We start from the raw sequence: 24813 nt of genomic DNA, 5'->3' as shown, positions 1-24813 counted from the left end.
CCACCACCACCGAGATGTCGCTGCCGCGCTCGGCCGCCTGCTGCTTCAGGCGTATGGCGGTGGCAAGCCCGGCAGGCCCGGCGCCCACCACCACAACGTCATAATCCATGCCTTCGCGTTCAGGCAGATCCGCCGCGCTCATGCCTCAAGCTCCCGTCTCTCTCGTTTCTTGGTTGGACTTCTTCCACGGTTGCAGCGCAATGACAATTGGGTCGATGCCGCATACGGCAATCTATTGCCCTATGCGAGCACAGGATGACCTTTCTCGGCAAGCCGCCCCATGCAGGCGGGAGGCGGCCGGCCGCAACGCAGCGGTTTCCGCTCCCGGCGATCCGGCTCTAGAATGGCGCCATGACCGCGACGCCCCAAGATCACCCCCAAGATCACCTCGCCGACATAGCCGATATTCTCGCCTTCTATCTGGAGGCGGGCGTGGACGTGGCCGTGGGCGAGGTGCCGGTGGATCGTTTCGCCGAAAGCGCGGCCGAGCAGGCGCGAAGCCGCACGCAGCGCCCGCCGGCTGCCCAAGCTGCCGAGATGTCGGCACCCGCAGCCACCCGTCCGCAGGCCTCCGCGCGCCCCACCGCGCCCACACCGCGCACAAACGCCCCGGCACCGGCCGCCAGCGCGTCGGCGCTGGTTACCCAGCCGCCGGACGAGGCGGTGATGTCGGCGCGCGAAGCCGCGCGGAACGCCGGGAGCCTCGATGCCCTGCGCGCCATCCTCGACGGCTTCGAGGGCTGCGCCCTGAAGCGCACAGCGACCCGGCTGGTGTTCGCCGACGGCAATCCCAAGGCCAAGGTGATGTTCGTGGGCGAGGCGCCGGGCCGCGACGAGGACCAGCAGGGCCTGCCCTTCGTAGGCCGCTCGGGGCGGCTGCTGGATTTGATGATGGCGGCCATCGGCCTCGACCGCACCAGCGCTTATATCGCCAACGTCATCCCCTGGCGCCCGCCGGGCAATCGCACGCCGACGCCCCAGGAAACGGCGGTGTGCCTGCCCTTCATCAAGCGCCAGATCGAATTGGCGGACCCGGATATCCTGGTCTGCCTCGGCGGCCCGTCGGCGCAGGCGCTGCTCGCCACCACCGAGGGCATCACCCGGCTGCGCGGCCGGTTCATGGACTATGAGAGCGGCACGCGGACCATCCGCGCCATCGCCACTTTCCATCCGGCCTATCTGCTGCGCACGCCGCTCGGCAAGCGCCTCGCCTGGCGCGACATGCTGGCGGTAGAGGCTGCGCTGAAGGGTGCGTGACTGTGATGGGAGACCTGCCCCGAGCGTATTGCTCCAGGCGCCTTGTCTCGGGCGTCTTGCCTCAGGCGCCGTTGCCCAGTTCGGCCTCCACAAGGGCAGGGCCGCCCAGCGGCGCGCTCACCAGAGCCGAGTTGCGATAGCGCGGATCGTCGGTCACTTCTTCGCCCACCCAATCGGGCAGCGCGACCTGCTCCTCAGGACCGGTGAGTTCCACCTCGGCCATGACGAGGCCGTCATTCTCGCCCTCGAACACGTCGACGGTCCAGAGCTTGCCCGCATGCTCAAGCGAATAGCGCGTCTTCTCGATGAGCGGCCGCACGCAGAGCGTCTCGAGCATGACCTCGGCGTCGTGGAGGGGGATGGGATATTCGAACTCGGCGCGGCTGATGCCCTGGGTCTTGCCCTTCACCGTGATGAAGGCCTCCGCACCGGCGATGCGGATGCGCGCCGTGGCGCCGGCGCCGGAGCATAGATAGCCCTGCCGGATGGCACAGGCCCGAGCACCGGCGCGCCAAGCACGGGATTTGACGAGAAATTTGCGCTCGATTTCGAGAGGCATTGGCTGCTTGACCCAATCGTCAGCAGCTTAACCCCATTTTGCGCCGCCGCGTCCAGAGCGGGTGTGGTTCCATGGCACCGACCGGAGAAAGAAAACGATTTCGCCAACCCTCCTGCGTCAGAAGGCAGCGGCGGGGGCGTTCCCATGCGGTGGGCGGATGCGGCCGGAGGTTGGCCGGCCACATCCAGATCGCCTCAGGCGTGCACCTTGCCGCCGTGCGCCTTCTTCTCATGCCCCTTGGCCTCATGCGCCTTGGACGACCGCACCGCGGGCGTGTCGGCGTCGTGGCGCGAGGGCGGGCTGTCGGCGCCGATGGTGGTGATGCGCATGATGTTGGTGGTGCCCGGCTTGGCGAAGGGCACGCCGGCGGTGATGGCCAGCCGGTCCCCCGGCTTGCCCAGGCCATGCTCCACGGCGGTGCGCACGGCGGTGTCCACCATGTCGCCGAAGGAGTGGATGTCCTCCTTCATGTGCACGGCGTGCACGCCATAGGAGAGAGCAAGGCGGCGCGCCGTCTCCATCTTCGGGGTGAGGCCGAGGATCGGGATGGCCGGGCGCTCGCGCGCGGCCCGCAGGCCCGTGGTGCCCGACAGGGTGAAGGCGACGAGCGCCGAGGCGTCCACCGCGATGGCCGCCTGGTAGGTGGCCTTGGTGACCGCGTCGCCGATGGTCTTGCCCCATTCCGCCTGGGTGGTGTCCAGCGCCTGCCGGTAGCCGGGATCGCATTCCACGTGGCGGATGATGTCGTCCATGAAGGTGACGGCCTCCACCGGGAACTGGCCGGCCGCCGTCTCAGCCGAGAGCATCACGCAGTCGGCGCCCTCATAGACCGCGGTGGCCACGTCCGACACCTCGGCGCGGGTGGGCACCGGGGCGGTGATCATGGATTCCAGCATCTGGGTGGCGACGATGACCGGGCGGCCGAACTTGCGCGCCTCGGCAATCATGCGCTTCTGCAGCGCCGGCACCTCGGCCAGCGAGATTTCGACGCCGAGGTCGCCGCGCGCCACCATGATGGAATCGGAGAGTTCCACCAGCTCGGTGAGGTATTCCACCGCCGAGGGCTTCTCCATCTTCAGCATCACCGCCGCGCGATCCTTGATGAGGGCGCGGGCCTCGTGGATGTCCTCCGGCCGCTGGACGAAGGAGAGGGCGATCCACTCCACCCCGGCCTCGCAGGCGAATTCCAGATCCAGGCGGTCCTTGTCGGTGAGCGGCGACAAGGGCAGCACCACGTCGGGAATATTGAAGCCCTTGTTGTTGGAGAGCTTGGTGCCCGCCACCACCTGGGCCTCCAGGAAGCCCTCGCCCTTCTTGATCACCTTGAGGCGCACCTTGCCGTCGTCACACAGCACGGTGGAGCCCACATTCAGCGCGGCGAGGATATCGGGGTGCGGGATCGGCACGCGGGTCTCGTCGCCCAGCCGGTCCACGTCGGCATCGAAATGCAGGATGTCGCCGGCCTTGATGGCGATGGCGCCGTCCTTGAAACGGCCGATGCGCAGCTTGGGCCCCTGCATGTCGGCGATGACGCCGATGGGCCGGTTCATCTCCTTTTCCAGCCGGCGGATGCGGTCCAGAACCACGCCGTGGTCGGCCTGGGTGCCGTGGCTGAAATTGAGCCGGAACACGTCCACGCCGGCGAGGAACAGCGCCTTCAGCTTCTCCTCGCTGTTGGAGGCGGGGCCGACGGTGGCGACGATCTTGGTGGCACGCTGGCGCTTCAGGGGCTGCTGGCGCTTCGTGGGCATGGGGTCTTCCTCCGGCTCCCGCGTTTGATCACGCGTTGGTTGTGCGTCTTGTTGAGTCGAGCGTCTCTACGGGCATCATGCGCGCCCTTCATGTACGCATAAAGTCGCATAAGCGGCAGCAGGGCTGACCGATGGCGAGGGCGGCTCGGCGCCCTCCGGCGGGTGGTCGCGCCACGGTGCCATGTCAGTGACAGGAGGCAGGCGCGGCCAGCCCCGACCCTCCCCCGCACGGGGGAGGGCTTGACTCCAGCCGAGGCGGGCCTCAACCCGCCCCTCGCTCAGGCGATCTCGTGGTTCGCCAGCAGTTCCAGCGCCTTCACCATGGCGGAGTGGTCCCACTTGGAGCCGCCGTGGGCGGCGCAGGCGTTGAACAGTTCCTGGCAGGTGGCGGTGTTGGGCAGGCTCACGCCCAGGGCCTTGGCGCTCTGGAGCGCAAGGTTGAGGTCCTTCTGGTGCAGCTCGATGCGGAAGCCCGGCTCGAAGGTGCGCTTCACCATGCGGTCGCCGTGGACCTCGAGGATCTTGGAGGAGGCGAAGCCGCCCATCAGCGCCTGCCGCACCTTGGCCGGATCGGCGCCCGCCTTGGAGGCGAACAGCAGCGCCTCGCCCACCGCCTCGATGGTGAGGGCCACGATGATCTGGTTCGCCACCTTGGTGGTCTGGCCGTCGCCGTTGCCACCCACGAGGGTGATGTTCTTGCCCATCTTCTCGAACAGCGGCTTCACCGTCTCGAACGCGCCTTCCGGCCCGCCCACCATGATGGTGAGGGAGGCGGCCTTGGCGCCCACCTCGCCGCCGGAGACCGGGGCATCGAGATAGTCGCAGCCGAGCGCGTTGATCTTCTCCGCGAAGCCCTTGGTGGCCACCGGCGAGATAGAGCTCATGTCCACCACGATCTTGCCCTTGGCGAGGCCTTCGGCGACGCCGCCCTTGCCGAACAGGGCCTCTTCCACGTGCGGGGTATCCGGCACCATGGTGATGATGATGTCGGCGGCCTTGGCCACGTCGGCAGAGGAGGCGCAGGCGGTGGCGCCCTTCGCGGTCAGCTCCGCGGGGATGCGGAACACGTCATAGACGAACAGGGTGTGGCCGGCGTCGATGAGGTGTCCCGCCATGGGGGAACCCATGATGCCGAGGCCGATGAATCCGACGTTCATGTGCGTTTCTCCTGAAGAGTCGTGTTGTTCGTGCGCGATGCGGAAAGCCGGCGGATCAGCCCTTGTAGGGCGCGAACCAGCCGATGCCCTCGTCGGTGGTGGTCTTCGGCTTGTATTCGCAGCCGATCCAGCCGTCATAGCCGGTGTCGTCGATGGCCTTGAACAGGAAGGGATAGTTGATCTCGCCCGTGCCCGGCTCGCCGCGACCCGGATTGTCGGCAAGCTGGATGTGCTTGATGCGGGCGATGTTGGCGCGGATGGTGGGGGTGAGGTCCCCTTCCATGATCTGCATGTGATAGATGTCGTACTGGAAGAAGATGTCGTCCGCGCCCACTTCGTCCAGCACTGCCAGCGTCTGCCTGGTGTTGTGCAGGTGGAAGCCGGGGATGTCGCGGGTGTTGATGGCCTCCACCACGAAGGGGATGCCCGCCTTTTTTAGTTCGGCAGCGGCGAACTTCAGGTTCTTCACCAGCGTCTCGTGGACCTTTTCAGCCGGAACATCCTTCGGGGTCAGGCCGACGAGGCAGTTGAGCGTCTTGGTGCCGAGGGCCTTCGCGTAGTCGATGCCCTTGCCGACGCTGTCCTGGAACTCGCCTTCGCGGCCCGGCAGGCAGGCGATGCCACGCTCGCCCGCCGCCCAGTCGCCGGCCGGCAGATTGTGCAGCACCTGGGTGAGCTTGTAGGTGGCCAGCTTCTCCGCCAGCGCATCCTTTTCATACGGATAGGGGAAGAGATACTCGACCCCGGTGAAGCCGGCCTCAGCCGCCTTTCCGAAGCGGTCGAGGAAGTCGATCTCGTTCCACAGCATGGTGAGGTTGGCGCAGAACTTGGGCATGCGTCTCTCCGCGGGCTGAGCCTTGGGTTTGTCACACCGCTGCGCCCCGGTCTTCGGGGGCATCCGCGGCTTATGGAAGGGGCGAGGGGCGGCAAAGGGCACCCCCCGGAGAAGCCCGGGGGGTGCCGCATGTGCGGGAGGTGACGTGCGGGGCTTACTCCGCCGGCTCCAGGGCGCGGACCTGATCCAGCGGCACGTCGAGGATTTCCTCGAACTCGTTGACCGCGTTGATCTCCAGCCCCATGGCGATGTTGGTGACGCGCTCCAGGATGAACTCGATCACCACCGGCACCTGATGCTCGTCCATGAGCTTCTGGGCGTTGGCGAAGGCGTCCTTGAACTCGTTGGGGGTGCGCACCCGGATGGCCTTGCAGCCAAGGCCCTCGGCCACCGCCACATGGTCCACGCCGTAGGCGCCGGCCTCCTCCGAATTGATGTTGTCGAAGGCGAGGCTCACCTCGAAGTCCATGTTGAAGCCGCGCTGCGCCTGCCGGATGAGGCCGAGGTAGGAGTTGTTCACCACCACGTGCAGGTAGGGCAGCTTGTGCTGGGCGCCCACCGCCAGCTCTTCCACCATGAACTGGAAGTCGTAATCGCCCGAGAGCGCCACGATCTTGGCATCGGGCCGCGCGGCGCGCACGCCGAGGGCCGCCGGCAGGGTCCAGCCGAGCGGGCCGGCCTGGCCGCAATTGATCCAGTGGCGCGGATTGTAGACGTGCAGGAACTGCGCGCCGGCGATCTGCGACAGGCCGATGGTGGACACGTAGGTGACGTCGCGGCCGAGCGCCTCGTTCATCTCCTCATAGACCCGCTGCGGCTTCAGCGGCACCACGTCGAAGTGGGACTTGCGCAGCATGGTCTGCTTGCGCTCCAGGCACTCGCCCGCCCATGCCGACCAGTCCGGCAGCTTGCCGGCGGCCTTGAGCGCCTTCGCAGCGGCGACGAACAGCTCCAGCGCCGCCTTTGCGTCGGAGACGATGCCGAAATCCGGCCCGAACACGCGGCCGATCTGGGTCGGCTCGATGTCCACGTGGATGAACTTGCGCCCCTGGGTGTAGACCTCCACCGATCCGGTGTGACGGTTGGCCCAGCGGTTGCCGATGCCGACCACGAAGTCGGACGCCAGCATGTTGGCATTGCCGTAGCGGTGCGAGGTCTGGAGGCCGCACATGCCGGCCATCAGCGGATGGTCGTCCGGGATGGTGCCCCAGCCCATCAGGGTGGGGATGACCGGGATGCCGGTCAGTTCGGCGAACTCCACCAGCAGGTCGGAGGCGTCGGCATTGATGACGCCGCCGCCGGAGACGATGAGCGGGCGCTGGGCGCCGACGATCATCTCCATGGCCTTGTCGATCTGCGCCTGTGTCGCCGCCGGCTTGTAGACCGGCAGGCTGGCGTAGGTCTCCTCGTCGAACTCGATCTCGGCGAGTTGCACGTCGATGGGCAGGTCGATGAGCACCGGGCCGGGACGGCCGGAGCGCATGACATGGAACGCCTGCTGGAACACCATGGGCACCAGCGCGGGCTCGCGCACGGTGACCGCCCATTTGGTGACGGGCTTGGCGATGGATTCGATGTCCACCGCCTGGAAGTCTTCCTTGTAGAGGCGGGCCCGGGGGGCCTGGCCGGTGATGCACAGGATCGGGATGGAATCCGCCGAGGCCGAATAGAGGCCGGTAATCATGTCGGTGCCGGCGGGGCCGGAGGTGCCGATGCACACGCCGATGTTGCCGGCCACCGCGCGGGTGTAGCCCTCGGCCATGTGGGAGGCGCCTTCCACGTGGCGCGCCAGCACGTGGCGGATGGAGCCGCGCGCCTTCATGGCGGAATAGAGCGGGTTGATGGCCGCGCCCGGAACGCCGAAGGCGCAATGGATGCCTTCCTTCTCAAGGACACGGACGGCGGCATCGACAGCACGCATGCGGGCCATGGCACTTCCTCCTATTGGTCTTTTTGACTTGCATACTGGATACGCCACGGCCGTCTTCGCTTCTATGGGAAGAAACGGAATGACATTGATGCCCTGAGAGAAACAATCATGCGCAAGGCCGTCATTCTCGCGGTTCGGGCCCGGTGCTAGCCTGCCCCTGCGGGACGGTGACGGGAGGCGGACATGAACGGGACGGCATGCATTCGAGGCGTGGTCTGCGGCGCCCTCGCGCTGGGGTTGGCTGCGGCCATGCCGACGTTTGCCCCGGCGGCGCAGGCCCAGGCGCTGAGCGAGTTGTCGTGCCGGGCGCTGTGGGTCCAGCGCAATGCCGTCTATGCGGAGCGCGGCTACTGCTTCAAGACCGCGGACGCCATCGCCACCTTCGGCGAGCGCTGCTTTCCGCCCTACGGCCAGCTCACGCCTTCGCAGCAGCGCTTCGTGGACGAGGTGAAGGCCTGGGAAGCCCGCAAGGGCTGCCGCTGAGCCCCGACCTCGCGCGAAATCTCTGCGAATGGATCGCATTCAGCGCCGACATGCTATAGGTGGTGCGCCTGCCCTGCGGACGCGCCCCTGACCGGGCGCCGCCCCTTCCAACACCCGCAAGACGCCAATGACCGACATCGCCACGCGCGTCTACAACCACACCTGGAAGATCGACCCCATCGTGCGCTCCGTGCTCGACACGGACTTTTACAAGCTGCTGATGGGGCAGACGATCTTCAACCGCCACCGGGCGACCCGCGTCACCTTCGGCATCCACAATCGCTCCACCCACGTCCGGCTGGCCGAGATCATCGATGTGGGCGCCCTGCGCGAGCAGCTCGACCATGTGCGCTCCCTGAAGCTCACCCGTGGGGAGAGCACGTGGCTGCGCGGCAACATGTTCTACGGCAAGCGGCAGATGTTCTCGCCGGACTATGTGGCCTGGCTGGAGGGCTTCCGCTTCCCCGCCTATCACCTGGAAAAGCGCGACGGGCAGTATGAGCTGACCTTCGAGGGGCCGTGGGTCGAAACCACCATGTGGGAGATCCCGGCCCTCGCCATCATCAACGAACTGCGCTCGCGCGCGGTGCTGAAGGGCATGGGCAAGTTCGAGCTGCAGATCCTCTATGCCCGGGCCATGGCGCGGGTGTGGGAGAAGGTGCAGTTCCTGAAGACCCTCGCCCCGGTCAACATCGCCGATTTCGGCACCCGCCGCCGCCACGGCTTCCTGTGGCAGGACTGGTGCGTGCAATCCCTCATCGAGGGGCTGGGCGAGGGCTTCCTCGGCACCTCCAACTGCCTCATCGCCATGCGGCGCGAGGTGGAGGCCACCGGCACCAACGCCCACGAGCTGCCCATGGTCTATGCGGCACTCGCCCGCAACGACGAGGAGTTGGCCTGGGCGCCCTACCAGGTGCTGGCCGACTGGCAGGAGGATTATGACGGCAACCTGCGCGTCATCCTGCCCGACACCTACGGCACCAGCGGTTTCCTGAAGCGCGCCCCCGACTGGGTGGCGCACTGGACCGGCATCCGCATCGACAGCAAGGACCCCGTGGAAGGCGGCGAGGAGGCCCTCGCCTGGTGGCAGGCGCGGGGCCAGGACCCGCGCGAGAAGCTCGCCATCTTCTCCGATGCCCTCGATGCCGAGGAGGTGGCGCGCATCCACCGCACCTTCCTCGGGCGCATGCGGCTGGGCTTCGGCTGGGGCACGCTGCTCACCAACGATTTCCGCGGCCTTGCCCCCAATGGCGCGCTCGATCCCATCTCCATCGTCTGCAAGGTGGTCTCGGCCAATGGCCGCCCGGCGGTGAAGCTCTCCGACAACCCCACCAAGGCCATGGGCCCGGCGGCGGAGATCGAGCGCTACAAAAGGGTGTTCGAGGTGGGCGAGCAGGTGGCGCGGCACGCTGTGGTCTAAGGGGCTGCGCGCCGGCCCGCCGGTTCAGTTCCGGAGCGCGGCCGTCCCGTCCACCGCGGCCGGAAACGGCAGGTCCGTGACCAGCCGCGCGCTCGGCCTGTCCTGGGCGAAGATCGTATCGAGATCGAGGGTCAGGAAGGTCGCCCGGTGGGCATAATCTGAGATCATCATCCGGTTGTGGGTGAGATCCTTGATGGCCACCCACTGGGTGTAGTCCGAGACGACCGCGTCGCCGTCCTTGCTCTGGGCGACGCCCAGCGGAATGTCCACGGTGTTCAGGATGTGGCCGATGGCGGCGGTGGCGGCGGCGGCGTCCTTCGGCTGGGCCATAGAATGGCGCATGAAGGCCGCCCGCACAAAGCGCGAGGGCGGGGTGAAGTCGCCCGGCAGCCCGGTGGCGCCGCCGCCCTGGCCGATGGCCGTGACGTTGGCCGTGCCGAACCGGCGGTCGCCGACGCCCATGGTGGAGAGGTTGAGATAGTTGCGCAGGTTCAGGAGGTGCCAGTCGTAGGGCGGCGAGTTGGTGAGGACGCTCGCCACATTGTCGTGGATCTGCAGGTCTCCGCCGACATATTCCACGATGATGCTGGCGCCCGAGCGGTCGGTGAAGACCATGTGGATGGTGGGCGGCGTCGGCCCGCTCGGCAGCGAGGCATCGGCCCAGACCTTGGTCTTCGACAATGCGGCACGCACCTCGGCCACGGTGCCGTGCATCCCGAGCGCCCAGGCGCCGAAGCCGAGGATGGAGACGTAGGACGTGTCCGCCTTGGTGACCGTCTGGTAGGTGGTGAAGCCGGGCAGGAAATTACCGCTCATGCCGAGGCCGGCCGCGTTCTGTCCCTCGATGATGGCGCCGCCGGGAATGACCTCGGCGCTGATGCCCACGGCGGAATAGAGGGTCGCCACCGTCTTCTCAGGCAGGCCGAGGTCGGCCGGGGCGGTCAGTGTCAGCGGCGTGCCCTTGGGAAGGCTCTTGAGCGTCCATTTCATGTCGAACGCCCATTCCATGGTGCGGCCGGCGATCACGGTCTTGTCGGCCGCGACCACGTTCACCGCCGTGCAGGCTAGGGCGAGTCCGGCGTTCTGGATGGGAAGGAATGCTGCAAGTGCAGCGGCCAGGATGCGTTTCAAGGAAGCGTCCTCCATCTTGTGTGCGGATCGTATCAGCCTCGCCGCCTGCGCTTAGCCTTGACGCTGGAATGCCTGATTTCCGATGAACGCGCGTTGATCCGGCGGGGCACCCGCAACCGCCTGTACGTCCGCGGGCGCCGCCGGCGAGAGGGCTCCGCCCACGTGACTGAGCCCATGTGATTCAGCTTTAAATTCATCAAATTTGTAGTATAATGAATTTATATACAGTTTTTAGATGTTTATTGGAGAAGAACATGGCGACCCTGCGACTTGGCGACGTGGTTCCCGATTTCGAGGCTGTGACCACCGAAGGCCCCATCAAGTTTCACGAGTGGCTCGGCGACAGCTGGGGCATCCTGTTCTCCCACCCTAAGAACTTCACTCCCGTGTGCACCACGGAACTGGGCCAGGTGGCGCACCTGAAGGGTGAGTTCGACAAGCGCGGCGTGAAGGTGATCGGCCTGTCGGTGGACACCATCGAGAACCACCCGGCGTGGGTGGGCGACATCAAGGACGCCACCGGCGCCAGCCTCAACTTCCCGCTGATCGCCGACTCCGACAAGAAGGTCTCCGACCTCTACGACCTGATCCACCCCAATGCGAGCGACACCGCCACCGTGCGCTCGGTGTTCATCATCGGGCCGGACAAGAAGCTGAAGCTGTCCCTGACCTATCCCGCCTCCACCGGCCGCAACTTTGATGAGATCCTGCGCGTGGTGGACAGCCTGCAGCTCACCGCCAAGCACTCGGTGGCGACCCCGGTGAACTGGAGGCACGGTGAGGACGTGATCATCGTCCCCTCCATCTCCGACGAGGCGGCCAAGGAGAAGTTCCCCGAAGGCTGGAAGACCGTGAAGCCCTATCTGCGCGTGGTGCGCCAGCCGGGCGCGTGAGCGTCAAGGACGCGTCGGGCTTAAAAGACGCGTGAGGCTTCGCTCATGCGCCACATGCAAACCGGCCGGCTCACGCCGGCCGGTTTCGTTTCAGGCTTGTTTCGCCTCAGTCCGGCCCGTTCAGGCCGACATGATGTAGTCGCGCAGCTGAGCGCTCTCGCGCTCCATCTCCTCCACGCGGAACTTCACCACGTCGCCGATGGAGATGATGCCCACCAGCTTGTCGCCCGACACCACGGGCACATGGCGGAAGCGGCCGCGCGTCATGCGCTCCATGATCACCGGAACGGTCTCGTCGGGCGTGCAGGTCACCACCGCGCGGGTCATCACGCTGGACAGCGGCTCGGCGAGCACGTTGACCCCCTGCTCGCCGATCAGGCGCACCACGTCGCGCTCCGAAATGATGCCTTCCACGCTCATCGACTCGTCAACCACGACGATCGCACCGATACGGCGCCCGGCAAGGCGCGCCACGGCATCGCCCACGGACGCTTCCGGCCCGATGGTGCAGATGTCGTTGCCCTTGCGGGCGAGGATGACGCTCACGGTCATAGGCGTTGGCTCCCTTCTCACAGTCCAGGGACCGGCTCCGCCGATGGCCGGTCTTCTCTGGCGATTGCCCGAATGTGTAATGATCCCTCGCAACGCGCTGCGACGCAAGCGCACACTAAAGTCGGAGGCGCGGACCGCGGGAGATGAAGCTCCGCCCATGCGGCGGTGCCGGGGTGCTCAGGCCTTCTGTCGCTTCCCGACCGGATCGAACAGCGGGAACAGCAGCAGCCCGGCGACGAAGCCGCCCACATGGGCCTGCCAGGCGATCTGCGCCCCATCCGCCCCCGGCAGGGCCACCCCGGCCGCGAACAGCAGGTTGAGGGCGAAGAAGGCCCCCACGAACACCAGCACCCGGCGATCGGTGAAGTTCTCGATGAGCGAGCCCGCCGGCTGATGATCGGCGAAGATGGCGCGCCGTCCCGACAGGGCCGCCCCGGGGGCGAAGGCGAAGCGCACCGCCGCCGCCATGGCGCCGGACACCGAGGCCGACGCGCCGATGAGCGGCACCAGGGCATCGGGATAGCTCAGGTAATGGGCCAGGGCGCCACCCGCCGCCGTCACCGCGAAGAAGGCCACGAACCGCACCGAGCCGAAGCGCCGCGCCACCGGCGTGCCGAAAGCCAGGAGCCAGACCAGATTGACGATCACGTGCATCCAGTTGGCATGCAGGAAGGCGTAGCTCACCGGGGTCCACAGCTTCGGCCCGAAGCCGCCCGGCAGGTAGAACAGGGTGTCGGGCAGGCCATAGCGGGCAGGGACGAAGGCGAAATAGGTCAGGACCTCGAGGTCCACCTCATCCGACAACACAATGACGCGCAGCGCGTGGATAAGCACCAGCACCAGCGCCAGGGCGGCAACCGCGCCGGGCACGTTGAAGACGGGCTGCCGGTCCGGCACGCCAGAGAAGGAAGGACCACGGGACACGCCTTGCACATAGGAGCCCCGCCCCGGCGCGGCAAGTGAAATGCGGCAAGGTGAAATGCGGCGTGTCAAACGGCCGGGGGCTCGCCCACCGTCATGAGCGATGGCAAGCCTCAAGCTGAAAGCTGAAAACCGCAAGCCCCGGGTTGTCCCGGGGGCGGAAGCGGCCGGGGCCGGCGCGGATCAGCAGCGCTGACCAGCAGCCGTGACCAGCCGGCCGTGCCCTCCGGCGGCACACGGCCGCCGGGCGTGGGCCTATTCGGCCGGGGCCGGATGGTGCGGCGTCTCGGCCTTGTCCTCGCGGCGCGACCCGAGGCCGGCCAGCCAGCGGCTGAACACGTAAAACACCGGGGTGAAGATAAGGCCGAACAACGTCACCCCGATCATGCCCGAGAACACCGCCGTGCCCAGCGCCTGCCGCAGCTCGGCGCCGGCGCCCGTGGCCCACACCAGCGGCACCACGCCGAGGATGAAGGCGAGGGAGGTCATCACGATGGGCCGCAGCCGCAGCCGCGCCGCCTCCACCGCAGCCTCGCGCCGGCCATGGCCCTGATCTTCCAGCTGCCTGGCGAACTCGACGATGAGGATGGCGTTCTTGGCGGCGAGGCCGATGAGTACGATGAAGCCCACCTGGGTCAGGATGTTGTTGTCCTGCCCCCTCAGGATCACGCCGATGAGCGCCGCCACCAGGCACATGGGCACGATGAGGATGACCGCCAGAGGCAGGGTCAGGCTCTCATACTGGGCGGCCAGCACCAGGAACACGAAGACCACGCCCAGCGCGAAGGCGAAGATGGCGGTGTTGCCGGCCTTCTGCTGCTGATAGGCCAACGCCGTCCACTCGTAGGAGAAGCCCTGCGGCAGCACCTTGGCCGCCAGCTCCTGCATGATCTGGATGGCCTGACCCTGCGAATAGCCGGGCGCCGGCGAGCCATCCAGCTCGGCGGCCGGATAGAGATTGTAGCGCGGCACCCGGTAGGGGCCGGAAATGTCGCGCACGGTGGTGAAGGAGCCGAGCGGCACCGTCCCTCCGTCCAAGGTGCGCACCCTTATGGAGAGCACGTCCTTGGGATCGAGGCGGAACGGCGCGTCGGCCTGCGCCTGCACCCGGAAGGTGCGGCCGAACAGGTTGAAGTCGTTGACGTAGGACGAGCCGATATAGGTCTGCAGCGCCGCGAACAGGTCGGCGATGTTGACCTTCAGCAGTTGCGCCTTCTGCCTGTCGATGTCGAGGAACAGCTGGGGCGTCGAGGTCTCGAACAGCGAATAGACCTGCATCAGCCCCGGCGTCTGGGCGGCGGCGCCCATCATGGCGTAGGTGGCGTTGCGCAGGGCCAGGAGACCCGCGCCGGAGCGGTCCTCGACCATCATGCGGAAGCCGCCGGCGTTGCCGATGCCCTGCACCGGCGGCGGCTGCACCACGATCATCTGGGCTTCCTGGATGCCCGCCATCTTGCCGAACAGCACCTTCTGCACCGCCGATGCGGTCTGGTCGGGATGGCCCTCGCGCTCGGGGAAGGGCTTCAGGATCACGAACATGGCGCCGGCATTGGGCGCGTTGGTGAAGGTGGCGCCCGAGAACCCGGCGATGTTGATGACGCGGCTGACACCCGGCGTGCCGAGCACCAGGTCGCCGGCCTGCTTCATCACCGTCTCGGTGCGCTGCATGGAGGCCCCGGGCGGCAGCTGGGCGGCGATGATGAGATAGCCGCGATCCTGCTGCGGGATGAAGCCCTGAGGCGTGGTGGTGAACAGGTAGCCGCCGAAGGCCACGATGCCCACGTAGACGATCAGCACCAGCGCCACCACGCGCACCAGCCGCGCGGTCAGATAGGCATAGCCATTGCCGAGCCCCTCGAAGGCGCGGTTGAAGAGGCTGAAAAAGCCCACCACCGGCCGGGCATACCAGGCCGGCTTCTCGTGGACCGAGCGGTGCGGCTTCAGCAGCAGCGCGCACATGGCGGGCGACAGGGTCAGCGACACCAGGAGCGAGATCAGGGTCGAGCCGGCGATGGTGAGGGCGAACTGGCGATAGAATTCGCCCGACAGGCCGGTGATGAAGGCGGTGGGCACGAACACCGACGACAGCACCAGCGAGATGGCCACCAGCGCGCCGCCCACCTCGTCCATGGTCTTGTAGGCGGCATCGCGCGGGGAGAGCCCGGCCTCGATGTTGCGCTCCACATTCTCCACCACCACGATGGCGTCATCCACCACGATGCCGATGGCCAGCACCAGGCCAAACAGGGACAGGTTGTTCAACGAGAAGCCGAACAGGCCCATGACGAAGAACGTGCCGATGAGCGAGATCGGGATGGCGAGGATGGGGATGATCGCCGCCCGCCAGCTCTGCAGGAACAGGATCACCACCAGCACCACCAACACGATGGCCTCGCCGATGGTATGCACCACCGCGTCCACCGACTGCTGGATGAACTGGGTGGGGTTGTAATAGATGCCGTACTTCAATCCCTCGGGGAACGTCTTGCCGATGCGCGCCATCTCCGCCACCACCGCGTTGCCGGTGGCAAGCGCGTTGGAGCCGGGGCGCTGGAACACGCCAAGCTGGATCGAGATGTCCTTGTCGAGGAATGAGGTGGAGGCATAGTCCTGCGCCGCGATCTCCACCCGGCCCACGTCCTTCAGCCGCACCAGCGCCTGGTCGGTCTGCTTGATGACGATGTCGGAGAAGGCCTGGGCGTCGGCGAGGCGGCCGAGGGTGCGCACCGCGATCTGGAAGGCGCGCTGGTTCGGCACCGGCGGCGCGTTGAGCACGCCGGAGGCCACCTGGACGTTCTGTGCCCTCAGCGCCGCCACCACATCGGTGGTGGTGAGGTTGAGCTGGGACAGCCGGTCCGGGTCAAGCCAGATCTGCATGGCGTATTCGCGCGAGCCGAACACGGTGATGGAGCCCACGCCGTCGATGCGCGAGAGCACGTCCTTGATCTCGATATTGGCGAAGTTCGAGATGAACAGCGGATCGCGCGAGCCGTCGGGCGAATACAGGCTCACCACAAGCATCAGGTCGGGCGAGGACTTGGCGGTGACCACACCCACCTGCTGCACTTCGCTCGGCAGGCGCGGCTGGGCGATGGCGACGCGGTTCTGCACCTGCACCTGGGCGATGTCGAGGTTGGTGCCAATGTCGAAGGTGACGGAAATGGAGAAGCGGCCGTCCGCCGTCGAGTTGGACGACAGGTAGAGCATGCGCTCCACGCCGTTGATCTGCTGCTCGATGGGCGCGACCACCGTCTCGGCGACGATCTCCGCCGAGGCGCCGGGATATTGCCCGGTCACCGTGATCACCGGCGGGGCGATGTCGGGATACTGGGCCACGGGCAGGCGCAGGTAGGTCACCGCGCCGAGGATCATGACGACGGCGGACACCACCGAGGCGAAGATGGGCCGGTCGATGAAGAAGTGTGAGAAGCGCATCTTCTCACCTCACTTCGCGGCGGAGGCGGCGGGGGCGGCTCCGGGCGGAGGGCTGGCCTCCGCCATCTGCGGATTGACGGTGATGCCGGGCCGCACGCGCATCAGGCCGTTGACCACCACCTTGTCGTCCGCCGTGAGGCCGGAGCGGATCACCCGCATGTCGCCCACCAGCGGCCCCAGGGTGACCACCTTCTGCAGCACCTTGTTCTCGGGCCCGATCACATAGACGAACTTGTTCACCTGCTCGGTGCCGATGGCAACGTCCGGCACGGCCAGCGCCTGGTAGGGGGCGGAGGAATCGAGGCGGATGCGGGCGAACATGCCGGGGCGGAACAGGCCGTTCTTGTTGTCGAACACGGCGCGGCCACGGATGGTGCCGGTTTCCCGGTCGATGACGTTGTTCAGGAAGTCGAGCTTGCCCTGGTGGATGAAGCCCTTGTCGTCGATCAGCTTGAGGGTGACCGGGTCGCCGGAGACGTCCGCCCCGCCCTTGCGGCGCAGGATGCGCAGCAGCGAGGCCTCGTCGATGGTGAATTCAAAGCGGATGGGATCGATGGAGACGATCACCGCCAAGAGGGTGGGTGTGGCGCCGGAGCCGGCGGCCACATAATTGCCCACCGAAACCCGGCGGTCGCCGATGCGGCCGGACACCGGGGCGCGCACCTCGGTGAAGGTGAGGTCGAGCTGGGCCGAATGGACGGCCGCCTGCTGCGACAGCACCGTCGCCGCCGCGGCGCGCGCGGCCTGGGTGCGCTGGTCGAAGGCCTGCTTGGAGATGGCGTTAGAGGTGCGATCCTCCAGCAGCGTCTTGGCGCGGTCGAGGTCGGCCTTGGTGAAGTCGAGATTGGCGTTGGCCTGGTCGAGGTTCGCCTTGGCCTGGTCGAGGGCGATCAGGTACGGGCGCTGGTCGATGGTGAAGAGCAGGTCGCCTTCCTTCACCATCTGGCCGTCGGTGAAATGGATCTTGTCCAGATAGCCGGCCACCCGGGCGCGCACGTTCACCTCGTCGATGGCGACGAAGCGGCCCACATATTCGTCCTGGTCGGTGACGGTCTTGGTCTGCGGCGTGGCCACCGTCACCTGGGGCGGGGGCGGCGCGCCCTGCTGCTGGGCGGACGGCTGTCCGCACGCGGCGAGCGGCAGGGCAAACGCAATAAGAACGACCCAAAGGCGCGGGGCAAGCGTCGGGGCAAGCGTCATGGCAATCCGGCTCCTCGACGGACAAACGTCCGCCAACGAAGATGTGAAGAAGGTTCGGCACCTCCCGCAACCGACGAGCCGAAACCGGAAGACGGCGCATCCGATAGCACACGCTGCTGCGATGCAAAACGGTTCATCTCGGCGGAGGCCACGATTGTCGGCCGGCGTGTCATCGCCGCAGCGGCAGCGCGGCATCGGTCATGACGGCAAGAGAAACACCGTCAGGACATGAAGATGGTTGGAGCGAGCCTAGTCCAGCAGGCAGGCCGCGCTCACCCAGCAGCCCATCACTTCCCCGCGAGCCGGCCTGTCTCGGCCGCCACACGACGACTTCCAGACCACAACCCAAAAGTGTATCATTCCCTCAGGGAATCCTCGCGGCCATTCGCCGGAGAGATGGAGGGCTGTTGAATGAAACCGTCCGTTTGGATGTTCGCGCCGGCACTTGTGCTGCTGGCCACACCCGAGGCCCACGCACAGGGCACCAAGTCCATCGATCAGATCCGTGCAGCCTGTCAGGCGGAGAACCCGCCCGCCAAGCAAGCAGACCGCTCGACCCTCATCTCGCGCTGCATCGAGCGCAAGAAGCAGGAAGCGGCGGCCCAGAAGAAATAGCGCCGGCGGCCGGCGCCGCGCGCCTTCAGCCGCTGAGCCGGCCCTTCAGCTTGAACGGTGCCATGCCCGCGCGGGCCAGTTCGTCCGCGCGCTCGTTTTCGGCGTGGCCGGCATGGCCCTTCACCCAATGCCAGCGCAGGGTGTGGCGCTTGAGCGCCTCATCCAGGCGCTCCCACAGGTCCTGGTTCTTCACCGGCTTCTTGTCGGCGGTGCGCCAGCCGTTGCGCTTCCAGCCGTGCATCCACTTGGTGACGCCGTCCTTCAGATAGTTGCTGTCGGTGTGCAGATCTACCGTGCACGGCTCCTTCAGCGCCTCCAGCGCGGAGATGGCGCCCATCAGTTCCATGCGGTTGTTGGTGGTGAGGGCCTCGCCGCCGCTCAGCTCCCGCTCGTGGGCGCCGAACCGCAGGATCGCGCCCCAGCCCCCGGGGCCGGGATTGCCCGAGCAGGCCCCGTCCGTGAACACCGCCACCTCTTTCATGCCGCCAGACCGTAATCCTGCGCGCTATCCACCGCCTGGTGGAAGCGCAATTTCTTGAGATATTCCAGCGGGTCCTTGGGGCGCACCAAAGCGCCCTCGGGCACGTTCAGCCAGTCCACGAGGCGGGTGAGCAGGAAGCGCAGCGCGGCGCCACGGGCGAGGCGCGGCAGCGCTGCCTTCTCCGCGGCCGACAGGGGACGCACCGCCTCGTAGCCCGACAGAAGCGCCCGCCCCTTGGTGACGTTATAGGAGCCGTCCTGCTCGAAGCACCAGGCGTTGAGGCATACCGCCACGTCATAGGCGAGGAAGTCAGTGCAGGCGAAGTAGAAGTCGATGATGCCCGAGAGCTTTTCGTCGAGGAAAAAGGCGTTGTCCGGGAACAGGTCCGCATGGATCACGCCTGACGGCAGGCCCTGCGGCCAGCTCGCCTCAAGCGTCGCCAGCTCCGCCTCGATGGCGGCGGCAAGGCCCGGCGCGACACCGTCCGCCTCGCCGTCCGCCGCCTCGAACAGGGGGCGCCAGCCGGCGACGGAGAGGTTGTTGGCCCGCCTGAGGGCGAAGTCCGCCCCGGCCAGATGCAATTGGGCAAGGCCCCGCCCCAGCTCGGCACAATGCTCCGCCGTGGGCCGCCGCACCGAGACGCCCGGCAGGAAGGTGACCATGGCCGCCGGCCGCCCGGCGATCTCCGACAGCACCGCCCCGGACCGCTGCGCCACCGGCTGCGGGCAGGACAGGCCGCGCGCCGCCAGATGCTCCATGAGGCCGATGAAGAAGGGCAGGTCGTCCCGGTTCACCCGCTTCTCATAGAGGGTGAGGATGTAGCTGCCGCGCGTGGTCTGGACCAGGAAGTTGGAGTTCTCCACCCCTTCCGCGATGCCATGGAAAGAGGTGAGCGTGCCGACATCGTAGCCGGACAGGAAGGCTTCAAGCTCTGCCGGCGAAACGTCCGTATAGACCGCCACGATCTACTCCGCCGCATCCGGCCGCAGGGCGCGCGGCAGAGGGAAGAACACATCTTCCTCCGTTGAGGTCACGGTCTCGACCGTCACGGCGAAGCGTTCGGCGAAGGCGTCGATGATCTCTTCCACCAGCACCTCGGGGGCCGAGGCGCCGGCGGTGACGCCGAGGCTGGCGATGCTGGAAAACACCGCCCAGTCGATGTCCACCGCCCGCTGCACAAGCACGGCGCGGGCGCAGCCGGCGCGCTCGGCCGCCTCGCGCAGCCGCTGGGAATTGGAGGAATTGGGCGCGCCCACCACCACCAGCGCATCCACCTTGGGCGCGATGGCCTTCACCGCTTCCTGCCGGTTGGTGGTGGCGTAGCAGATATCTTCCTTGTGCGGCTCGCTCAGGGTCGGGAAGCGCTCGCGCAGGATAGCGATCATTTCCGCCGTGTCGTCCAGCGACAGGGTGGTCTGCGTCACATAGGCGAGGTTGTCCGGGTCGCGCGGCGTCACGGCGCGCGCATCCTCGGCCGTCTCGATCAGCGTGAAGGCGCCGTCCGGCAACTGGCCGATGGTGCCCACCACCTCGGGATGACCCTCATGGCCGATGAGCAGGATGTGCCGGCCCTTGCGGAAATGCACCTGCGCCTCCCGGTGCACCTTGGTCACCAGCGGACAGGTGGCGTCTATGGCGAACAGCTTGCGGGAGGTCGCCTCGTCCGGCACCGATTTCGGCACGCCGTGGGCGGAGAAGATGACCGGCGCCGAGGTGTCCGGCACCTCGTCCAGCTCCTCCACGAAGATGGCGCCCTTCCGCTTCAGGTCTTCCACCACGTATTTGTTGTGCACGATCTCGTGGCGCACATAGACCGGCGCGCCGTAAAGCTTCAGCGCCTGTTCCACGGCGTCGATGGCCCGCACCACACCGGCGCAGAAGCCACGCGGCGCAGCAAGAAGGATCTTGAGCGGCGGCTTTGCAGCGGCATCCGGCGCTCCGGCGGGGTCCATGGCGGGCTCGATCAAGGGCATGGGGCGAATTGGCGGTCTTGCGGCGCGCCTGTCAAGGGAGCGCAACGGCGCGCCGGCGATTTCAGGCCGCCGTTGCGGCGCACCGCCCGATTTGCCGGCCTCCCGCGCTCGGCAATTGCAACTTGCCCCCGGCGCGCTTATGTTGGCGCTATCCCGGATAAAGCGATGAGTTCCGCGGTCCGCCCCAGGGGAGGGGTGGCCTTGCGAACCCGCATATGCCGACGCCAGCAGATCCGACGCCAGCGCATACCCAAGCCTTGGCGTCACAGACCGAACAAGCCCGTGGACCGAAGCGTCCGACGACCAACAAGCCGCAAGAGGCCGCCATGTCGAACATTCCTTTGATGCCCAAGGCCACCGCCGTCTGGCTCGTGGACAACACCGCCCTGACGTTCGAGCAGATCGGCGATTTCTGCAAGCTTCACCCCCTTGAGGTGAAGGGCATCGCCGACGGCGAGGTGGCGCAGGGGATCAAGGGGCTCGACCCCATCTCCACCGGCCAGCTCTCCCGCGACGAGATCACCGTCGCCGAGAAGAACCCCGACCGTCGGCTCAAGCTGCTGGAATCCAAGGTGCGCCTGCCGGAGCAGAAGAAGCGGCGGGGGCCCCGCTACACCCCGGTCTCCCGCCGCCACGACCGGCCCAACGCCATCCTGTGGCTGCTGCGCAATCATGCCGAGCTGAAGGACGCCCAGATCATCCGCCTGGTGGGCACCACCAAGTCCACCATCCAGTCCATCAAGGAGCGGACCCACTGGAACTCTGCCCAGCTCTCGCCCATGGACCCGGTGACGCTTGGCCTGTGCAGCCAGATCGACCTTGACCTCGAAGTCCAGCGCGCCGCCAAGGACCGTCCCGCCACCGCCCACGAGGACCGTGGCGCGACCCTGCTGCCGGCGGACGTCACCACCGGGCACGACGAGATCGATGAAGCCCCCAAGGGCCGCGAATCCCTCGACCTGGAGACCGTGTTCGCCAAGCTCGGCGGCTCGAAGAAGAACGAAAACGAGGACGACGACGAGGATTGACCGTCTCGGCGCTGGCCTTCGTCCGGCGCCGGACATCTTTTCCCGGGTCCCGCAACGAAAAAGCCCTCTTCCGCCGGAAGAGGGCTTTTTTGCTTTTGAGCAGGCTGGACGACGGAAGCCGTTCAGCTCCGGTAAGTCCCGGGCCTCAATGGGCCATCAGCACCGGCACGGTCATGGTGGCGAGAATCTCGCGGGTCACGCCGCCCAGCACCAGCTCGCGGATGCGGGAATGGCCGTAGCCGCCCATCACAACGAAATCGGCGCCCTGGTCCGCCACCTCGTTGAGGATGGCCGCCGCGATGGGCTCGCCGGAGGTCACCGGCAGCTTGCGCACCTTGGCGTTGAGGCCATGGCGGGAGAGATGGCGCACCACGTCAGGACCCACCGTGTCCTCTTCGTCCAGATGGGAGACCACGCGGAAGATCTCCACCTCCTTGCTGCGGTGGAGGAGCGGCAGCGCCTCGGCGAGCGCGCGGGCGGCGGGCCGGCTGCCGTCCCACGCCACCACGGCGCGCTCGGCGCTGAAGGGCTTGGTCTGCACGTACGGCACGATGAGCACCGCACGGCCTGATTCCATCAGCACCGTCTCGGCGATCACCTCTTCCGGGCCCGGCCGGTCCGGATCGGGCTGGGCCACCACCGTGAGGTCGAACAGCCGCGCCATCTCGGCGAAGCTGTTGGCGGCGACGCCGAGCGACGCGGAAAGGCTGCGCACCTCATGGGGCACGCCCGCTGCGCTTGCGGCGGCGGTGAAGCGGGCCGACGCCTTCTCGGCGGCGGCCTGATTCTCCAGCACCTGGGCATCGATGAAGTCGGTGGGAAGGGCACCCATGTAAAAGGGCGGCACATCGATCTCGTAGGCGACCGACAGGCCGGTGAGATGGGCGCCGAAGCTTGAGGCGAGGCTCGCCGCGAAATCGCAGGCGCGATCGGTCTCCACCCCTTGGGCGAGATTGACCAGAATGTCGCGAATCATCACGTAAGGCCCCCGTTCGGCCGTTTGAACGACGTGACCTTACCCTAAACTCGCCCAAAGTCTCGGGCCTTGATATCCCGCAATCGACCCCGCTTCGCGGATGGGCGACCGCCAAAATGACGACGCGGCCGCCTTGGGGGAAGACGGCCGCGCCAATGGCACGATCAATGGGGGGAATGATCGCGCTGACCATTCAACGCGGAGGACATGCGGGGGTTCCGCGTCTTCCGCAAAAAATTCTGCTCCCTTTCGGGGCGGAGGCAGCTAGATGAGTTTGCATTCTTTGCGCGTGCCGGGCGGAAGTATCATGACACCTAACCTCAGCATCGTCGTCCCGCTCTACAACGAGCTCGAAGGGCTACCCTTCTTCCATGCCGACCTGAGCGCCGCCGCCGCCGCGGAAGCGCGCGCGCGTGGCCTCACCATGGAAATCGTCTATGTGGACGACGGTAGCCGCGACGGCAGCGCGGCGCTCGCCGCAAGCCTGCCAGTACTGGGCATCGACATCCAGGTGGTGGCGCTGTCACGCAACTTCGGCAAGGAGGCGGCCCTCATGGCCGGCCTCGACCATGCCCGCGGCGACGCGGTGATGTTCATGGACGGCGACGGCCAGCACCCGCCGGAGATGATCCCCACCTTCCTGCGCCTGTGGAAGGACGAGGGCTACGACGTGGCCTATGCGGTGAAGGCTGACCGCTCCGACGAGGCGGCGAGCCGGCGCCTGTTCGTGCGCGCCTTCTACAAACTCCTGAACTTCGGCGCCGCCACCCCCATCCCGGAGGATGCGGCGGACTTCCGCATCCTGTCCCCGCGCGCCGCCGCCGCCTTGCGGCGCATGCCCGAGCGCAACCGCTTCTTCAAGGGCCTGTCGAGCTGGATCGGCTTCCGCCAGATCGCGGTGCCCTATCGGCCGGCACCGCGCGCCCACGGCTCCACCTCATGGAGCTTCCTGCGCCTGCTGGGCCTCTCCATGGAGGCGCTGACCTCGTTCTCGCCCGCGCCGCTGCGCCTCGCCGCCGCGTTCGGCGCGGTGCTGGCGGGCCTTGCCCTGTTCTATGGCAGTTGGATCGTGGTGGAGCGCCTTGTGTGGGGCATCCCGCTGCCGGGCTATCCCTCCATCGTGGTGGGCCTGATGGTGATCGGCGGCACCCAGTTGCTGGTGATGGGACTGATGGGCGAATACATCGCCCGCATCCTCTCCGAGATCAAGGCGCGCCCGGTCTATTACGTGGCCGACCACGTGCTCAACCGCGCCCCGGCCGAAGCTACTGGCCATCCCCTCACGGGACAGCCCATAGCCGGGCAGCCCTTCGCGGGCCCCGGCCACCCGTCGGCCCTGGCATCGAGGGCCGAGCCATGAAGCGCGTGGTGCTGTGCGCCGACGACTACGCCATCGCGCCCGGCGTGTCGGAGGCCATCCGCCGGCTGATCACAGCCCGCCGGATCAACGCCACCTCGGTGATGACCGTGTTCGACGGCCTGATCGAGGAGGCCGACACCCTCAAGGCCGCGGCCAAGGACCGGGACGTCAGCATCGGGCTACATGTGACGCTCACCGGCACCTTTCCCCCGCTCACCCGCGGCATGGCCGGGGCGAACGGCTGCTTCCCTGCCCTGTCCCAGGTGGTACTCGCAGCCCTGTCGCGACGGCTCGACGCCAAGGCGGTGGAGGCGGAGGTGGAGGCGCAGTTTGAGGCCTTCCTCGACGCCTTCGGCCGGCCGCCGGACCATGTGGACGGCCACCAGCACGTGCATGTGCTGCCGGTGGTGCGCAAGGCGGTGCTCGCCTCCACCGCCCGCCATGCCCCCCGCGCCTGGCTGCGGGACGTGACCCCGGCCAAGGCGGCGCTCCATGGCTTCGACGCCAAGGGCCGGCTCATCGGCGCCTTCGCCAGCGGCTTCGCGCGGGATGCGGCGCAGCTTGGCCTTGCCACCAATCGCGGCTTCGGCGGCGCCTACGATTTTTCCGCCGACCACGATTTCGCGACCCTGCTCACCCACTTCCTGAAGGGCGTGCCGGAGGGCGGGCTGGTGATGGTTCATCCCGGCCGGGTGGACGATCCGCTCACCGCGCGCGATCCCCTGACCCAGCAGCGGGAAGTGGAATATGCCGTGCTCCACGGCGCCACCCTGCCGGGCATCCTCGATGCCGCCGACGTGAGCCTCGCCCTGCCGGACGGACTGCGGGCCAAAGCTGCAGCGTAAGCATCAGGGCA

The 24813-nt window shown here is 67.3% G+C and carries 23 protein-coding genes; 8 read left to right on the top strand and 15 right to left on the bottom strand.

Going from position 1 to position 24813, the window contains the following annotated elements; all coding sequences use genetic code 11:
- On the bottom strand, positions 1–142 hold a 142-nt coding region (locus FBQ73_RS23270), incomplete at its 3' end, for an FAD-binding protein (RefSeq protein WP_138400451.1).
- 209 nt (positions 143–351) lie between these two features.
- Here FBQ73_RS23270 and FBQ73_RS15895 point away from each other — a divergent pair.
- Positions 352–1257, top strand: a complete 906-nt coding sequence (locus FBQ73_RS15895; RefSeq protein ID WP_138400450.1) for a uracil-DNA glycosylase — start codon at positions 352–354, stop codon at positions 1255–1257.
- Between the two features lie 61 nt (positions 1258–1318).
- Here the strand turns inward: FBQ73_RS15895 and FBQ73_RS15890 are convergent, their stop codons facing one another.
- The 5 genes from FBQ73_RS15890 to gcl form a co-directional block, all read right to left on the bottom strand.
- Positions 1319–1816: a CYTH domain-containing protein gene (locus FBQ73_RS15890; RefSeq protein WP_138400449.1), complete on the bottom strand. Its 498-nt coding sequence runs from the start codon at positions 1814–1816 to the stop codon at positions 1319–1321.
- Positions 1817–2010: 194 nt separating this feature from the next.
- Complete coding sequence (gene pyk / locus FBQ73_RS15885; protein ID WP_138400448.1) at positions 2011–3567, bottom strand: pyruvate kinase; 1557 nt, start codon at positions 3565–3567, stop codon at positions 2011–2013.
- 278 nt (positions 3568–3845) lie between these two features.
- Positions 3846–4724 (bottom strand): 2-hydroxy-3-oxopropionate reductase, encoded by an 879-nt coding sequence (gene glxR / locus FBQ73_RS15880; RefSeq protein ID WP_138400447.1) that lies wholly within the window; start codon positions 4722–4724, stop codon positions 3846–3848.
- 55 nt (positions 4725–4779) lie between these two features.
- Complete coding sequence (gene hyi / locus FBQ73_RS15875) at positions 4780–5559, bottom strand: hydroxypyruvate isomerase (RefSeq protein WP_138400446.1); 780 nt, start codon at positions 5557–5559, stop codon at positions 4780–4782.
- 154 nt (positions 5560–5713) lie between these two features.
- The gene (gene gcl, locus FBQ73_RS15870; RefSeq protein ID WP_138400445.1) at positions 5714–7489 is read right to left on the bottom strand and encodes a glyoxylate carboligase; all 1776 of its coding nucleotides are present in this window, start codon (positions 7487–7489) and stop codon (positions 5714–5716) included.
- Between the two features lie 183 nt (positions 7490–7672).
- Between gcl and FBQ73_RS15865 the strand changes: the two genes are divergently transcribed.
- Positions 7673–7972 carry a YARHG domain-containing protein gene (locus tag FBQ73_RS15865; RefSeq protein ID WP_246089730.1) on the top strand — a complete coding sequence of 100 codons (300 nt, stop codon included), beginning with the start codon at positions 7673–7675 and terminating at the stop codon, positions 7970–7972.
- Positions 7973–8099: 127 nt separating this feature from the next.
- Positions 8100–9392 carry a nicotinate phosphoribosyltransferase gene (pncB, locus tag FBQ73_RS15860; protein ID WP_138400444.1) on the top strand — a complete coding sequence of 431 codons (1293 nt, stop codon included), beginning with the start codon at positions 8100–8102 and terminating at the stop codon, positions 9390–9392.
- 24 nt (positions 9393–9416) lie between these two features.
- Here the strand turns inward: pncB and FBQ73_RS15855 are convergent, their stop codons facing one another.
- Positions 9417–10523 carry a choloylglycine hydrolase family protein gene (locus tag FBQ73_RS15855; protein WP_138400443.1) on the bottom strand — a complete coding sequence of 369 codons (1107 nt, stop codon included), beginning with the start codon at positions 10521–10523 and terminating at the stop codon, positions 9417–9419.
- Between the two features lie 254 nt (positions 10524–10777).
- Here FBQ73_RS15855 and FBQ73_RS15850 point away from each other — a divergent pair, with 254 nt between their 5' ends.
- Positions 10778–11416 carry a peroxiredoxin gene (locus tag FBQ73_RS15850; protein WP_138400442.1) on the top strand — a complete coding sequence of 213 codons (639 nt, stop codon included), beginning with the start codon at positions 10778–10780 and terminating at the stop codon, positions 11414–11416.
- A gap of 120 nt (positions 11417–11536) precedes the next feature.
- Here the strand turns inward: FBQ73_RS15850 and FBQ73_RS15845 are convergent, their stop codons facing one another.
- From FBQ73_RS15845 to FBQ73_RS15830, 4 genes are all read right to left on the bottom strand, one after another.
- Positions 11537–11968 (bottom strand): CBS domain-containing protein, encoded by a 432-nt coding sequence (locus tag FBQ73_RS15845; RefSeq protein ID WP_138400441.1) that lies wholly within the window; start codon positions 11966–11968, stop codon positions 11537–11539.
- A 177-nt stretch (positions 11969–12145) separates the two neighbouring features.
- Complete coding sequence (locus FBQ73_RS15840; protein WP_246089729.1) at positions 12146–12892, bottom strand: rhomboid family intramembrane serine protease; 747 nt, start codon at positions 12890–12892, stop codon at positions 12146–12148.
- A 252-nt stretch (positions 12893–13144) separates the two neighbouring features.
- The gene (locus FBQ73_RS15835; protein WP_138400439.1) at positions 13145–16324 is read right to left on the bottom strand and encodes an efflux RND transporter permease subunit; all 3180 of its coding nucleotides are present in this window, start codon (positions 16322–16324) and stop codon (positions 13145–13147) included.
- 9 nt (positions 16325–16333) lie between these two features.
- Entirely contained in the window at positions 16334–17524 is a 1191-nt protein-coding gene (locus tag FBQ73_RS15830; RefSeq protein WP_138400438.1) for an efflux RND transporter periplasmic adaptor subunit, read from the bottom strand.
- A gap of 411 nt (positions 17525–17935) precedes the next feature.
- Here FBQ73_RS15830 and FBQ73_RS15825 point away from each other — a divergent pair, with 411 nt between their 5' ends.
- Entirely contained in the window at positions 17936–18139 is a 204-nt protein-coding gene (locus FBQ73_RS15825; RefSeq protein ID WP_138400437.1) for a hypothetical protein, read from the top strand.
- A gap of 25 nt (positions 18140–18164) precedes the next feature.
- On the opposite strand, the gene rnhA is transcribed toward FBQ73_RS15825, so the two are convergent.
- From rnhA to ispH, 3 genes are read right to left on the bottom strand one after another with little or no spacing between them, the layout of a single operon-like run.
- Positions 18165–18620, bottom strand: coding sequence for a ribonuclease HI (gene rnhA / locus FBQ73_RS15820; RefSeq protein ID WP_138400436.1), 456 nt, complete (start codon positions 18618–18620; stop codon positions 18165–18167).
- Positions 18617–19582, bottom strand: coding sequence for a homoserine kinase (gene thrB / locus FBQ73_RS15815; RefSeq protein WP_138400435.1), 966 nt, complete (start codon positions 19580–19582; stop codon positions 18617–18619). Before thrB ends, rnhA begins: the two co-directional genes overlap by 4 nt.
- Before the next feature lie 3 nt (positions 19583–19585).
- On the bottom strand, positions 19586–20593 hold the full coding sequence (gene ispH / locus FBQ73_RS15810) for a 4-hydroxy-3-methylbut-2-enyl diphosphate reductase (protein WP_246089728.1): 1008 nt from the start codon (positions 20591–20593) through the stop codon (positions 19586–19588).
- Positions 20594–20919: 326 nt separating this feature from the next.
- Between ispH and FBQ73_RS15805 the strand changes: the two genes are divergently transcribed.
- Positions 20920–21621 carry a DUF1013 domain-containing protein gene (locus tag FBQ73_RS15805; RefSeq protein ID WP_138400434.1) on the top strand — a complete coding sequence of 234 codons (702 nt, stop codon included), beginning with the start codon at positions 20920–20922 and terminating at the stop codon, positions 21619–21621.
- Between the two features lie 145 nt (positions 21622–21766).
- Here FBQ73_RS15805 and FBQ73_RS15800 read toward each other — a convergent pair whose 3' ends face one another.
- A complete protein-coding gene (locus FBQ73_RS15800) occupies positions 21767–22597 on the bottom strand; it encodes a universal stress protein (RefSeq protein ID WP_138400433.1) in 831 nt (276 codons plus the stop codon).
- Between the two features lie 307 nt (positions 22598–22904).
- Between FBQ73_RS15800 and FBQ73_RS15795 the strand changes: the two genes are divergently transcribed.
- A complete protein-coding gene (locus tag FBQ73_RS15795; protein WP_246089727.1) occupies positions 22905–23957 on the top strand; it encodes a glycosyltransferase family 2 protein in 1053 nt (350 codons plus the stop codon).
- A complete protein-coding gene (locus FBQ73_RS15790) occupies positions 23954–24802 on the top strand; it encodes a ChbG/HpnK family deacetylase (protein ID WP_138400431.1) in 849 nt (282 codons plus the stop codon). Before FBQ73_RS15795 ends, FBQ73_RS15790 begins: the two co-directional genes overlap by 4 nt.
- Positions 24803–24813 lie beyond the last annotated feature (11 nt).

It is taken from the genome of Xanthobacter autotrophicus (assembly GCF_005871085.1).
GTDB lineage: Bacteria > Pseudomonadota > Alphaproteobacteria > Rhizobiales > Xanthobacteraceae > Xanthobacter > Xanthobacter autotrophicus.
The sequence above is the reverse complement of the archived record's forward strand: the minus strand, read 5'-3'. Positions and strand labels throughout refer to the sequence as shown.

Bases quoted from the DNA above. Each gene is read 5' to 3' on its own strand.
- pyk (WP_138400448.1), bottom strand. From the start codon at position 3,567: ATGCCCACGAAGCGCCAGCAGCCCCTGAAGCGCCAGCGTGCCACCAAG.
- FBQ73_RS15895 (WP_138400450.1), top strand. From the start codon at position 352: ATGACCGCGACGCCCCAAGATCACCCCCAAGATCACCTCGCCGACATA.
- gcl (WP_138400445.1), bottom strand. From the start codon at position 7,489: ATGGCCCGCATGCGTGCTGTCGATGCCGCCGTCCGTGTCCTTGAGAAG.
- hyi (WP_138400446.1), bottom strand. From the start codon at position 5,559: ATGCCCAAGTTCTGCGCCAACCTCACCATGCTGTGGAACGAGATCGAC.
- FBQ73_RS15835 (WP_138400439.1), bottom strand. From the start codon at position 16,324: ATGCGCTTCTCACACTTCTTCATCGACCGGCCCATCTTCGCCTCGGTG.
- FBQ73_RS15790 (WP_138400431.1), top strand. From the start codon at position 23,954: ATGAAGCGCGTGGTGCTGTGCGCCGACGACTACGCCATCGCGCCCGGC.
- pncB (WP_138400444.1), top strand. From the start codon at position 8,100: ATGACCGACATCGCCACGCGCGTCTACAACCACACCTGGAAGATCGAC.
- FBQ73_RS15830 (WP_138400438.1), bottom strand. From the start codon at position 17,524: ATGACGCTTGCCCCGACGCTTGCCCCGCGCCTTTGGGTCGTTCTTATT.
- ispH (WP_246089728.1), bottom strand. From the start codon at position 20,593: ATGCCCTTGATCGAGCCCGCCATGGACCCCGCCGGAGCGCCGGATGCC.
- FBQ73_RS15795 (WP_246089727.1), top strand. From the start codon at position 22,905: ATGACACCTAACCTCAGCATCGTCGTCCCGCTCTACAACGAGCTCGAA.
- FBQ73_RS15865 (WP_246089730.1), top strand. From the start codon at position 7,673: ATGAACGGGACGGCATGCATTCGAGGCGTGGTCTGCGGCGCCCTCGCG.
- FBQ73_RS15825 (WP_138400437.1), top strand. From the start codon at position 17,936: ATGAAACCGTCCGTTTGGATGTTCGCGCCGGCACTTGTGCTGCTGGCC.
- rnhA (WP_138400436.1), bottom strand. From the start codon at position 18,620: ATGAAAGAGGTGGCGGTGTTCACGGACGGGGCCTGCTCGGGCAATCCC.
- FBQ73_RS15805 (WP_138400434.1), top strand. From the start codon at position 20,920: ATGTCGAACATTCCTTTGATGCCCAAGGCCACCGCCGTCTGGCTCGTG.
- FBQ73_RS15845 (WP_138400441.1), bottom strand. From the start codon at position 11,968: ATGACCGTGAGCGTCATCCTCGCCCGCAAGGGCAACGACATCTGCACC.
- FBQ73_RS15890 (WP_138400449.1), bottom strand. From the start codon at position 1,816: ATGCCTCTCGAAATCGAGCGCAAATTTCTCGTCAAATCCCGTGCTTGG.
- FBQ73_RS15800 (WP_138400433.1), bottom strand. From the start codon at position 22,597: ATGATTCGCGACATTCTGGTCAATCTCGCCCAAGGGGTGGAGACCGAT.
- glxR (WP_138400447.1), bottom strand. From the start codon at position 4,724: ATGAACGTCGGATTCATCGGCCTCGGCATCATGGGTTCCCCCATGGCG.
- FBQ73_RS15850 (WP_138400442.1), top strand. From the start codon at position 10,778: ATGGCGACCCTGCGACTTGGCGACGTGGTTCCCGATTTCGAGGCTGTG.